General features: G+C 71.3%; 11 protein-coding genes. 6 read left to right on the top strand and 5 right to left on the bottom strand.

Annotated elements, in window-relative coordinates; genetic code table 11:
* Window positions 1–47: 47 nt before the first annotated feature.
* Together AB0D85_RS12765 and AB0D85_RS12760 are read right to left on the bottom strand one after the other, a co-directional pair.
* The gene (locus tag AB0D85_RS12765; RefSeq protein WP_362317871.1) at window positions 48–1,466 is read right to left on the bottom strand and encodes a HEAT repeat domain-containing protein; all 1,419 of its coding nucleotides are present in this window, start codon (window positions 1,464–1,466) and stop codon (window positions 48–50) included.
* Between the two features lie 310 nt (window positions 1,467–1,776).
* The gene (locus AB0D85_RS12760) at window positions 1,777–2,169 is read right to left on the bottom strand and encodes an ankyrin repeat domain-containing protein (RefSeq protein ID WP_362317868.1); all 393 of its coding nucleotides are present in this window, start codon (window positions 2,167–2,169) and stop codon (window positions 1,777–1,779) included.
* Window positions 2,170–2,475: 306 nt separating this feature from the next.
* Between AB0D85_RS12760 and AB0D85_RS12755 the strand changes: the two genes are divergently transcribed.
* Both AB0D85_RS12755 and AB0D85_RS12750 read left to right on the top strand, forming a co-directional pair.
* Window positions 2,476–2,670, top strand: a complete 195-nt coding sequence (locus tag AB0D85_RS12755; protein ID WP_235455802.1) for a hypothetical protein — start codon at window positions 2,476–2,478, stop codon at window positions 2,668–2,670.
* A gap of 37 nt (window positions 2,671–2,707) precedes the next feature.
* Window positions 2,708–4,261, top strand: a complete 1,554-nt coding sequence (locus tag AB0D85_RS12750) for a hypothetical protein (protein WP_362317864.1) — start codon at window positions 2,708–2,710, stop codon at window positions 4,259–4,261.
* A gap of 64 nt (window positions 4,262–4,325) precedes the next feature.
* On the opposite strand, the gene AB0D85_RS12745 is transcribed toward AB0D85_RS12750, so the two are convergent.
* Complete coding sequence (locus AB0D85_RS12745) at window positions 4,326–5,822, bottom strand: PLP-dependent aminotransferase family protein (protein WP_362317861.1); 1,497 nt, start codon at window positions 5,820–5,822, stop codon at window positions 4,326–4,328.
* 101 nt (window positions 5,823–5,923) lie between these two features.
* Between AB0D85_RS12745 and AB0D85_RS12740 the strand changes: the two genes are divergently transcribed.
* From AB0D85_RS12740 to AB0D85_RS12725, 4 genes are all read left to right on the top strand, one after another.
* On the top strand, window positions 5,924–6,577 hold the full coding sequence (locus tag AB0D85_RS12740; protein WP_362317858.1) for a hypothetical protein: 654 nt from the start codon (window positions 5,924–5,926) through the stop codon (window positions 6,575–6,577).
* Window positions 6,574–7,341: a glycerophosphodiester phosphodiesterase gene (locus AB0D85_RS12735; protein WP_362317855.1), complete on the top strand. Its 768-nt coding sequence runs from the start codon at window positions 6,574–6,576 to the stop codon at window positions 7,339–7,341. Before AB0D85_RS12740 ends, AB0D85_RS12735 begins: the two co-directional genes overlap by 4 nt.
* 40 nt (window positions 7,342–7,381) lie before the next feature.
* The gene (locus AB0D85_RS12730) at window positions 7,382–8,728 is read left to right on the top strand and encodes an MFS transporter (protein ID WP_362317852.1); all 1,347 of its coding nucleotides are present in this window, start codon (window positions 7,382–7,384) and stop codon (window positions 8,726–8,728) included.
* A gap of 268 nt (window positions 8,729–8,996) precedes the next feature.
* Window positions 8,997–9,371, top strand: a complete 375-nt coding sequence (locus AB0D85_RS12725) for an RNA polymerase-binding protein RbpA (protein WP_010046329.1) — start codon at window positions 8,997–8,999, stop codon at window positions 9,369–9,371.
* A gap of 146 nt (window positions 9,372–9,517) precedes the next feature.
* On the opposite strand, the gene fxsA is transcribed toward AB0D85_RS12725, so the two are convergent.
* Both fxsA and AB0D85_RS12715 read right to left on the bottom strand, forming a co-directional pair.
* Window positions 9,518–10,081, bottom strand: a complete 564-nt coding sequence (fxsA, locus tag AB0D85_RS12720; RefSeq protein WP_362317848.1) for an FxsA family membrane protein — start codon at window positions 10,079–10,081, stop codon at window positions 9,518–9,520.
* 105 nt (window positions 10,082–10,186) lie between these two features.
* Window positions 10,187–10,981, bottom strand: a complete 795-nt coding sequence (locus tag AB0D85_RS12715; protein ID WP_362317845.1) for a polyprenol monophosphomannose synthase — start codon at window positions 10,979–10,981, stop codon at window positions 10,187–10,189.
* Window positions 10,982–11,405: the final 424 nt, after the last annotated feature.

Genomic DNA, 11,405 nt, shown 5'->3' with positions numbered 1-11,405 from the left:
TCCCCCGTGGTTCCCGTGGTGAAGCCGTGCTCCCCCGTGGTGATGTGTCACACGGCGGGTGTGTCCGGTCCGATGCGGCTGCGTACGGCCGTCTGGACCTCGGCCTCCTCGGCGGGGTCGGCGGCGAGCCTGCGGAGTTGTTCGACGACCCGGGCGTCACCGGTCTCGGCGTGCCGGGCGGCGACCTCACGGGTGGTCTCCTCGCAGTCCCACAGGCATTCGACGGCGAAGCCGGCGGCGAAGGAGGGGTCGGTGGCGGCCAGGGCGCGGGCGGCGCGGCCGCGGAGATGGGACGAGGCGGTCTCGCGGTAGACGTGCCGCAGGACGGGTGCGGCGCAGGCGATGCCGAGCCGTCCGGTGCCGTCGACGAGGGTCCACAGGGTCGGTGCGTCGGGGCCTTCCCCGCGTACGGCCTCCCGGAGCGCCGCGAGCACCAGTTCGCTGTCCTGGGCTCCGCCCCGGCAGGCGAGCATCCGTCCGGCGGCGGCGCCCAGGGCGTCGGGCCGGCGGGCCCAGCCGCGGGCGCGATCCACGGCGGCGATACTGCGCATGCGTTCGAAGGCGTCGACGGCGGCCTCCACGACAGCGGACGTGCCGTCGGCCACCGCCACCTCGATCAGGTTCAGCGCGTCGGAGTCGTTGCTGTCGGCGAGGTAGCGCAACGCGGTACAGCGGGCTCCGTCGGTGCCGTCCTTGGCGGCCCGCAGGATCTCCGGCCGGTCCTCGGGCCCGGCCACGGCGACCAGGCAGCGGGCGGCCGGCACATGGAGGGCCGCGCCCCGTTCGACGCCCTGCTGGGCCCACTCGAAGACCGCCTGCACGCTCCACCCCGGACGGGGCCCGGTAGGTCGCATCTGGCGTTGCCAGCGGTCGAAGCAGCCGGTTTCCTGGGCCGCACGCACGCGCGTGGCGATCGATTCACGGGGATCCTCGGCCCACAGCCGCCAGGGCCGCGGCTCGAAGGCGTCCCGTACGGCGGCGGCCAGCTCGGCCTCGCCCTCGGCGTCCGCGGCGAACCGCGCGAGCACCGGGACCGCGAGGGTGCGCAGGCCGGCGTCGTCGTCGCGCAGCGCCAGCTCGTCCAGGGCCCAGGCCCAGTTGGAGCCGGTGGCGGCGTACCTGCGCAGCAGTTCGAGCGCGTCCCGCCTGCCGTAGGAGGCGAGGTGCCCGAGCACGGCCAGCGCGAGGCCGGTGCGGGACTCCTCGTCGTCCAGGACGTCCTCGGGGTCGAAGAGGTGCGCCTCGATGGCGTCCAGCTCGCCGTTCAGGTCGAGGTAGAGCCGGGCGTAGTACAGGGAGCGGTTCTCCACCTGCCAGTCGTGGCGGGGATCGCGCAGCACACAGTGGTTCAGAGCCGCGAGCGCCTCGGCGCGCGGGGCGGTGAGCGCGTGCAGCGTGCCGTCGCCGCGGCCCCGCTGAAGCAGGCCGAGCAGCGTACCGCTGGGCGCTATGACCGGATCGAACATGGGAAACAGCCTCACATCAAGCGTCGACGCAACCGGAGAACACGCACTACCTGGCCGCGTGACACAACGTCGGAGCGCCCGCCGTCTCTTGCTTGCTGTAGACCATTTCTCTCTGCCTCTCGTCAGTGGCCCATGCGGGCCGCATCACGGCCCGCGCGGTGCGGCAACACCTGCCCAGCCATCGCGTCCGTGAATCACGACGTCATGATGACTCGGCACTTCGACCTGCCGCGACCGAAATTTCGGCGGCCCTGTACCGCCTCCCCCGTTTTGTGTGTTTTAGCTGGTCAGAACAGATGGGTCAGTTGGGTCAGTGTGTACCGAACAGTTCCAGAAGCTCCGTCTTGCCGAACATCCGCGCGGTGTCGACGGCCGACGGAGTGCCCGCCGCGGGGTCCGCGCCGGCCTCCAGAAGCGCCTTGATCACTTCCGTCTCGTTCTTGAAGACCGCTCCGGCGAGTGGGGTCTGACCTCGGTCGTTGACCTCGTCGGCCGCGGCGCCCCGGGCGAGCAGCTCGCGCACCGCCTCGGCGTGTCCGTGGTAGGCGGCGAGCATCACGAGGGAGTCGCCGCGGTCGTTGGTGAGGTTGGCCGGAACGCCCGCGTCGAGGTACGCGACGAGCGCCTCGGTCCGCCCCTGCCGGGCCAGATCGAAGATCTTGGTCGCCAGCTCCACGACCTCGGGGTCGGGGGCTTCGCTCATCGGCCGGACCGCCTCTCCTGTGTGCTGTGGGGACTTTCGTGGACTGGGGGAGCGTACGGCAACGGACGGGCCCCGCGGCCGTACGAGTGAATCGTCAGCGTACTGGCTCGGGGGGCACATGACCGGATCTGCCCGAGGTAAAGATCACCGCACCGGCCGCCCCGGTCAGAACGGGTCAGGAATGATCCACCAACCGAGTGAAATTCGCCGAAATTCACCCTTTCGCACCTTTTATCGTATGGATACCTGCTGTGATCCTGGAAGAACTCATGGTGACTGTCCCCCTCCGACACCAGGAGATCTCAAATGATCCTCTCCATGTCAGGCGTCGTCCTGCTCGGCATCATCGTCTTCCTCTTCTTCCGCAAGGACGGACTGAAGGCGTCGCACGCCTGCGTCTCATCGCTGTTCGGCTTCTACCTCGCCAGCACGGCGATCGCACCGAGCATCAAGGCCGGCGGCGAGAGCCTGGCCAGCCTGCTCGGCGGCATCAAGTTCTGACGCCCCTCCCGCCCGTACGCACCGTCAGGAGACAGCAGTGGCCCTGCGCCCTCTCCCTCGCATTCTGAGCAACGGCAGCGCACAGCTCGCCCGGAGCCGGGAGCTGGCCCGGACGGCCGCGGACGGCGCCACCGATGTCCTCCATCCGCTCATCACCGTCACGCGCGGGCTGCGCCGGCTGGCCTCGGCCGGGCGGCGCAGGTGGGCGGAGACCCCCAAGGACAAGCGCGGGCCACTGCTGTTCCTGGTGGCCTCGGTCGTGCTGGTCGTGGCACTGGTGCCGTACGGACCACTGCTCGCCGTCATCACGGTGATGGCGGCGAGCGCCTGGCAGGGCCGCGACCACGCCCCGCCCCCGCCGGAGGGCCCCGACGAGTCGCAGACCCAGCGGCTCCAGTCCCTGTACGAGGCCCTGGTGCCGTACTTCTCGGCCGCCGAGGACCCGGCGCCGCTGTACGCACACGGCGGGGAGTGGGAGAAGGCGTTCCTCGCCCCCGAGTTCGACGACGTGGGCCAGATCGGCCAGCTCGTGATCCGCTACCCCGCGTACTTCCCGGACGGCGAGCCCGAGGCCCGCGCGCGGATCGAGTACCTGCTCACCGCGAAGTCCGGGCGGGGCCGCGAGTACCACTTCGCGTGGGACGAGGAGGGCAACCGGCTCACGGTGACCGTCCTCGCCCCGCTGCCCACCGACATCGCCGCCCAGCGCTTCGTCACCGCGCCCGGCGAGACGGTCCTCGGCTTCACCGACCCCACCGAGGTCCAGCGCACGCTCCCGCTCGCGTACGGCGAGGAGCAGCGTGACGTCCCGCCGGTCGTCTGGCGCACCGGCGTCCGCTCCACCGAACCGCACCTGCTGGTCATGGGCCGCCCCGGCAGCGGCACCTCGACCCTGCTGCGCTCCGTCGCCCTGCAGGCCCTCCAGTACGGCGACGTGCTCGTCGTCGAGGGCGGCGGCACCGGCGAGTACGCCTGCCTCTCCGGCCGGGACGGGGTCCTCGCCGTGGAGTGCGGTCTCGCCGGGGCGCTGGCCAGCCTGGAGTGGGCGGCGCACGAGACGGAACGGCGGCTCATCGCCCTCAACCGCGCGCGCCAGGCGGGCCACCCACCGCCGGACGACTGCAGGCGCCCCCTGTGGGTCCTGCTGGACCGTCCCAGCGCCTTCGTCCACCTGGCCGCGGCGGACGGCCACAAGGACCCGCAGGCCCTCCTCCAGGTCCCCCTCCGGCACGGCCGCGCGGCGAACGTCACCGTGGTCGTGGCCGAACAGCTCGACAGCGCGGATGCGCTGAGCGAGGCGGTACGACAGCACACGCGCGCGCGTGTCGTGCTCGGTCCGGCGCTGCCGGAGGAGCTGGCGGCGGTACTGGGGGCTCCGCCGCATACGACACCGCTCGCGCAGGTGCCGCCGGGCCGGGGTTACGCCCGGCTGGGACACGGACCGGTACTGCGGCTCCAGGTGCCGGCCACGCCGGATCCGTACGACGACGCGACGAGTGACGTGTACCGCGAAGCGGTGCTGGCGTTGCTGCCGCCGCGGAGTGCGGAGATGGAAGCGGTGCCTGTGGAGGCTGCGGTCGTTGAGGGTTGAGGTGGGGGTGGGAACGCTTACCGGCGCTTGCGGGGTGCCGTCGCGCCCGCCCGCAGACGGACCGCTACGCCACAAAGCTCCGCGGTGACTCGTTCCCTCCCGACACCCCCGACTCCACCAGCCGCGCCGCCGCGGCCAGCCGCGCCGCCGCCTCGTCCGCCACCGGTCCCCCCACGGTGAACGGAAGGCGCATATAACCCTCGAACGCCCCGTCGACCCCGAACCGCGGACCGGACGGGACGCGGACCCCCACCCGCTCCCCCGCCTCCGCCAGCCGGGAGCCCGACAGACCCCCCGCACGGACCCACAGCGTGAGCCCGCCCCGCGGCACCTCGAACTCCCAGCCCGGCAGCTCCCGTCGTATCGCCGTCAGCAGGTCGTCCCGGTTCTCGCGCGCCTGCGCCCGGCGCAGTTCGACGGCCTGTTCCCAGCCTCCCGTACTGAACAGCCAGGTGACCGCCAGCTGCTCCACCACCGGCGTCCCCAGGTCGGCGTAGGCCCGCGCGGCGACCAGGCTGCGGATCACGTCGGGAGCCGCCCGCACCCAGCCGATGCGCATGCCCGCCCAGAACGCCTTGCTGGCGGAGCCGACCGTGATGACGGTCGCGCCCGCCGGGTCGAAGCCGCAGACGGGGCGGGGCATCTCCACGTCGTCGAGCCACAGCTCGCTCATCGTCTCGTCGGCGACCAGCACCGTGCCCGCCGAGCGGGCCGCGTCCACCAGCCGCCGGCGCTGGTCCTCGTCCGCGAGCGCCCCGGTGGGGTTGTGGAAGTCGGCGACGACGTACGCGATCCGGGGCGCCGCCTCCCGCAGGACCTGGCGCCAGCGGTCCATGTCCCAGCCCGACAGCCCCTCGGCCATCGCGACGGGGACCAGCCGGGCGCCCGCCTCCCGCATCAGCTGGAGGATGTTGGCGTACGAAGGCGACTCGACGGCGATGCGCTCGCCACGCCCGCCGAAGAGATGGCAGATCGCGTCGATCGCGCCCATCGCACCCGTGGTGACCATGATCTGCTCGGGCATGGTGGGAATGCCGCGCGCGGTGTAGCGCTCCGCGATCATCGAGCGGAGGACGGGGAGCCCGGCCGGATAGTCGCCGTGGGTGTGCGCGTACGGCGGGAGTTCCTCCAGGGCGCCCTGGACCGCACGGGTCAGCCAGGGCTCGGGCGCGGGGAGCGCGGCGGTGCCGAGGTCGATCAGCGAGCCGAGGGCCTCGGGGGGCAGGGGTTCGAGACCGCGGGCGGGCAGCGGGTTGCCCGCCGGGACGGCGGTCCAGCTGCCGGCGCCCCGCCGGGACTCCAGGAATCCCTCCGCGCGCAACGCCTCGTACGCCGCCGCCACGGTCGTACGGCTGACGGACAGGGAGAGCGCCAGCTCGCGTTCGGCGGGCAGCCGGGCGGCCACCGGGACACGTCCTTCCAGGACCAGCAGCCGGATGCCGTCGGCGAGGGCACGGTAGGCGGGCGGGCGCCGGGTGCCGGGGCCGGCCGGGCGGTCCTGCTGCGAGCTGAGCAGCCGGGCAAGCTGTGCGGCACCCACAGCGGAGGTCCACCGCCCCAAGAGAATCAGTCCACCTTCCCCGAATTGGCCATGGATGACTTTCCATCCCAAGCCACAGAGTGACACGGGTCAGTCCACCTTTACCACCAGGGGGGTATCCCTTGTCCACGCAAGGCCGTCTCGGGCGACGGTTGGTCCAGCTGTACGTGGGGCTCACGCTGTACGGCGTGAGTTCCGCGCTTCTCGTCGTCGCCGGTCTCGGTCTGGAGCCCTGGGGCGTACTGCACCAGGGGCTCGCCGAGCACACCGGGCTGAGCATCGGCACGGTGGCCATCATCGTGGGCGCGGCCGTGCTGCTCCTGTGGATCCCGCTGCGCCAGCGGCCGGGCCTGGGCACGGTCTCCAACGTCTTCGTCATCGGCCTCGCCATGAACGCCACACTCGCCGTGGTCCCCACGGCGCACGCGTTCGCCGTGCGGATTCCGCTGATGGCGGCGGGCATCGTGCTCAACGGGGCGGCGACCGGGCTGTACATCGCGGCGAGCTTCGGACCGGGCCCGCGGGACGGCCTGATGACGGGGCTGCACCGCCGTACCGGCCGTTCGATCCGGCTGATCCGGACGGCGATCGAGGTCGCCGTGGTCGTCACCGGCTTCGCGCTCGGCGGGACCATCGGCGTCGGCACCCTGCTCTACGCCGTGTCCATCGGGCCGCTCGCCCAGCTGTTCCTGAAGGTGTTCGCCGTCCGGCCGGCATCCGGTGGCAGCGCGGTGGTTGCCAAGGGGTCATCGGCGCGGTCCATACTGCGCACGTGAGCACGTTGACACGCCACCCGTACCTGGACCACCCCGGCCCCATCGCCTTCGCCCATCGGGGCGGAGCCGCGGACGGCCTGGAGAACACCGTGGCGCAGTTCCGGCGCGCGGTCGAACTCGGCTACCGGTACATCGAGACCGATGTGCACGCGACGGCGGACGGCAGGCTCGTCGCCTTCCACGACGACACCCTGGACCGGGTCACCGACGGGGCGGGCCGGATCGCCGACCTGCCGTGGGAGGACGTACGCCACGCGCGCGTGGCCGGGCGTGAGCCGCTCCCCCTCTTCGAGGAACTGCTCGAGGAATTCCCGGACGTCCGCTGGAACGTGGACGCCAAGGCGGAGCCGGCGCTGCGGCCGCTCCTCGAGCTCATCGAGAGGACGGACTCGTACGGCCGCGTGTGCGTCGGGTCGTTCTCGGAGGCCCGGGTGCTGCGGGCGCAGCGCATCGCGGGGCCGCGGCTCGCCACCTCGTTCGGCACGCGCGGTGTGGTCGGGCTGCGGCTGCGCTCCTGGGGGCTGCCCGCGGCGGTGCGTCGGTCGGCGGTCGCCGCGCAGGTGCCCGAGTCGCAGTCGGGGGTCCCGGTCGTCGACCGGCGCTTCGTGCGCGCCGCCCACGCGCGCGGGCTGCACGTCCACGTGTGGACCATCAACGAACCGGAGCGGATGCACCGGCTCCTGGACCTGGGTGTCGATGGCATCATGACCGATCACATCGACACGTTGCGTCAGGTCATGCAGGACCGGGGCGTCTGGGTCTGAGACCCGCGCACGGCACTGCCGCGGAGAGGCGAGGGCACGGGTGGGCACGGAAACCGTGCGGACGGGGGTCTTGGACGAGGCCACCGAGCTGCGGCGCGAACAGCGCGGCTGGTACTTCTACGACTGGGCGTGCTCGGTCTATTCGACGAGCGTCCTCACTGTGTTCCTCGGCCCCTATCTGACGTCGGTCGCCGACCACGCGGCCGACGCCGACGGCTATGTGCACCCGCTGGGGATCCCGGTCCGGGCGGGCTCCTTCTTCGCCTACTCGGTCTCCCTCTCGGTGATCCTGGCGGTCGTGGTCATGCCCCTGGTGGGCAGCGCCGCCGACCGCACCGGCCGCAAGAAGCAACTCCTCGGCGCGGCCGCGTACACCGGGGCCGTGGCGACGACGGGCATGTTCTTCCTGGACGGCGACCGCTATCTGCTCGGCGGGATGCTGCTGATCGTCGCGAACGCCGCCCAGTCCGTCGCCCTGATGCTCTACAACTCCTATCTCCCCCAGATCGCACCGCCCGAGGAACGCGACACGATCTCCTCCCGGGGCTGGGCCTTCGGCTACCTGGCCGGCTCTCTGGTGCTGATCGCCGACCTGGTCCTCTACTCCGCGCACGACTCCTTCGGACTGTCCGAGACGGAGGCGGTCCGGATCTGTCTGGCCGCGGCGGGCCTGTGGTGGGGCGCCTTCACCCTCGTACCGCTACGACGGCTGCGCGACCGGGGCGGCCGGGCGGCCGAGGCGACGGCACCGGGGCTGCGCCAACTCACGGCGACCGTCCGGGACATGCGCCGCCATCCGCTGACGCTCTCCTTCCTGCTGGCGTACCTCGTCTACAACGACGGCATCCAGACCGTGATCTCCCAGGCGTCCGTCTACGGCTCCGAGGAACTCGGGCTCGGTCAGTCGACGCTCATCGGGGCGGTCCTGCTCGTCCAGGTGCTGGCCGTGGCGGGCGCCCTGACGATGGGGCGGCTGGCGCGGACGTACGGGGCGAAGCGCACGATCCTGGGCTCGCTGGTGGCGTGGACGGTGACGCTGGCGGCGGGGTACTTCCTCCCGGCCAAGGCACCGGTGTGGTTCTTCGTCCTCGCGTCCGGCATCGGTCTCGTCCTGGGCGGCAGCCAGGCCCTGTCCCGCTCCCTGTTCTCGCATCTCGTGCCGCCCGGCAAAGAAGCCGAGTACTTCGCGGCGTACGAGATGAGCGATCGGGGGATGAGCTGGCTGGGACCGTTGTTGTTCGGGATCACCTACCAGCTGTCCGGCAGCTACCGGTCGGCGATCATCTCGCTGGTGGCCTTCTTCGTCATCGGGTTCGCGCTGCTCGCGCGGGTGCCGGTGCGGCGGGCGATCGGCGAGGCCGGCAACCCGGTGCCACAGAAGATCTAGCAGGAAGGTTTAGCGTTCAACGCGGAAGAGCGGTAGTGTACGCGTTTGGCCTGCCAGGCGTACCGTTACTGCGCGTCAAAGATGCCGAAACGCTGGGTGACATCTGCTAGCAGATGTGACAAACCGGGCGCTGGTGGGTACAACAAGGGGCGGCTACGACGGCGACGCATGACCCGGAACGGGAATCTTTACCGCCGACCGGACGTTGACCGGATGACGACGACAGCGACACCTGTCCTGTGGGCGACAAGCCCGGGAGGCACGATTCATGAGTGAGCGAGCTCTTCGCGGTACGCGCCTCGTGGTGACCAGCTACGAGACGGACCGCGGTATCGACCTGGCCCCGCGCCAGGCCGTGGAGTACGCATGCGAGAAGGGGCATCGGTTCGAGATGCCCTTCTCGGTCGAGGCGGAGATCCCGCCGGAGTGGGAGTGCAAGGTCTGCGGGGCCCAGGCACTCCTCGTGGACGGCGACGGCCCTGAGGAAAAGAAGGCCAAGCCTGCGCGTACCCACTGGGACATGCTGATGGAGCGGCGTACCCGTGAGGAACTCGAAGAGGTCCTCGAGGAGCGTCTGGCGGTTCTGCGCTCCGGGGCGATGAACATCGCGATTCATCCCAGGGACAGCCGTAAGTCCGCATAGTTCCGTTTAACGGGAAGCCGACACAACAAACCGAGGGCGCCGTACGTTCAGTGAACGTACGGCGCCCTCGGTTTGGCATGCCCGAAGAAGCCGCGCCAAGAGGCCTGCGCAGGCCCTGAGGGGCCTGCGGCCGGGGCCGGGGCCGGTCACCGGGTCAGCGGCGGCCGCTCCCCCATCGGCTCGTCGCCCGGTTCCGGGCCGTCGTTCCGGATCACCTGGCCCTGGACCACCTTGCCGTCCGGGCGGTGGATACGGGCCTGCTGGAAGGCGTTGCCCAGGGTGCCGGGGGCGGCGGCGCGGAGTTTGCGGTCGAGGGTGCGTTCGGTGAGGCGGGAGACCGCCTTCTGGACCGGCGGCAGCAGAAGCAGCAGGCCGAGCGCGTCGGAGACCAGGCCGGGGATCATGAGGAGCAGTCCGCCCAGCATCATCAGGCCGTTGCCGCCGCCGCTCTCCGGGGAGCCGCCGCGCTGGATCGCCTCGTTGAGACTCCGGAAGGCGCGCCGGCCGGCCCGCTTGATGACCACGGAGCCGGCGACGAAACCCGCCACCAGCAGCAGGAAGACGGTCATGCCGCCGGCCGCGCCCGCGACCACCGTCAGCAGCCAGATCTCCAGCACCAGCCACGCCGCGACGCCCAGCGGCAGATATCTGGCGAGCCGGGAGCGCCGGGGTCGGGTGGTGTACGGAGGGGTCTGCGCGCCAGTCGTCATGTTCCCAGTGTGCCTGGGCCCGGCTCAGTGCGGAATAAGGGGATGATCAACCGGATCTGTGAGTTTTCCGGGCCCCTGCTGTGACCGCCGACCCCGCTGCCCCCGCTAGGAGGACTTGCCCTTGCCGGTGATCTTGCCCACTCGCTCGGTGACGCCCCAGGAGGTGACCCGCCACAGGGCCTCCACCAGGATGTCGCGGCTCATCTTGGAGTCGCCCAGCTCACGCTCGACGAAGGTGATGGGCACCTCGACGACCTGGAAGCCGGCCTTGACCGCGCGGCGGGCCAGGTCGACCTGGAAGCAGTAGCCCTGCGAGGAGACCTCGTCGAGACCCAGACCCTCCAGGGTCTCGCGGCGGAAGGCACGGTAGCCGCCGGTGATGTCCCGCAGCGGGAGGTCGAGCGCGAGGCGGGAGTAGAGAGAACCGCCCCGGGAGATGAACTCACGGGACTTCGGCCAGTTGACCACCCGGCCGCCGGGCACCCAGCGGGAGCCGAGCACCAGGTCGGCGCTCTTCAGCGCGGTCAGCAGGCGGGGCAGCTCCTCGGGCTGGTGGGAGCCGTCGGCGTCCATCTCGACGAGCACGCCGTAGCCGTTGTCCATGCCCCAGCGGAAGCCCGCGAGGTAGGCGGCGCCGAGGCCTTCCTTGCCCTTGCGGTGCAGCACCTGGACGTGGTCGTCCTCGGCGGCCAGTTCGTCGGCGAGCTTGCCGGTGCCGTCGGGGCTGTTGTCGTCCGCCACCAGCACGTGCGCCTCGGGGACGGCCTGTCGCACCCGGCCGACGATGGACTTGATGTTCTCCGCCTCGTTGTACGTCGGAATGATCACCAAGGCCGTGCCGAGCGGGCCGAACCGCCTTCCCTGGGCCTGTGCCGCGAGGGTCCCGTCGCCGTCGTTCACTGCTGCCCCTTCATGTCGTACGCAGGGGACCACCATAGTGGCCGTAGCCTGCGCTGACGTGACAGCTCATTCGTATGGTGGTGTCGATTCCGCAAGAACGGGGTAAGGATGCCCGTTTCGGGTGGCCGTCATCCGCGCTTTCGCCACCGTGTTCCCCTCGGGAGCAATCCTGTTCCCCTACGGATGGGGGCCCGGCGCCCTTCGGGCCGACCTGGGACCCGCTGGCTGCGGGTCGACCGAAAGCCGTTGTCTACTGAGCGTCCGGGCCCCACCCGGGTCACACCTCCCGACCGGCCGGAACGTTCCCTCGTCGGCGCGGGCGCTGAGCCTGGCTCCCAGTGACGGTGCCCCGGTGCGGCACACCGTCCCTGACCCAGCGGCGCTGCGACGAGTGCGCGAACTGCTCCCCGGTCGGGCGTCCGGT

The sequence above is a fragment of the Streptomyces sp. NPDC048277 genome (assembly GCF_040652235.1).
Lineage (GTDB): Bacteria > Actinomycetota > Actinomycetes > Streptomycetales > Streptomycetaceae > Streptomyces.
The sequence above is the reverse complement of the archived record's forward strand: the minus strand, read 5'-3'. Positions and strand labels throughout refer to the sequence as shown.

What these genes read in the sequence shown, in the direction of transcription:
- fxsA (WP_362317848.1), bottom strand. Translation starts at nt 10,081, where the DNA reads ATGACGACTGGCGCGCAGACCCCTCCGTACACCACCCGACCCCGGCGC.
- AB0D85_RS12725 (WP_010046329.1), top strand. Translation starts at nt 8,997, where the DNA reads ATGAGTGAGCGAGCTCTTCGCGGTACGCGCCTCGTGGTGACCAGCTAC.
- AB0D85_RS12760 (WP_362317868.1), bottom strand. Translation starts at nt 2,169, where the DNA reads ATGAGCGAAGCCCCCGACCCCGAGGTCGTGGAGCTGGCGACCAAGATC.
- AB0D85_RS12755 (WP_235455802.1), top strand. Translation starts at nt 2,476, where the DNA reads ATGATCCTCTCCATGTCAGGCGTCGTCCTGCTCGGCATCATCGTCTTC.
- AB0D85_RS12765 (WP_362317871.1), bottom strand. Translation starts at nt 1,466, where the DNA reads ATGTTCGATCCGGTCATAGCGCCCAGCGGTACGCTGCTCGGCCTGCTT.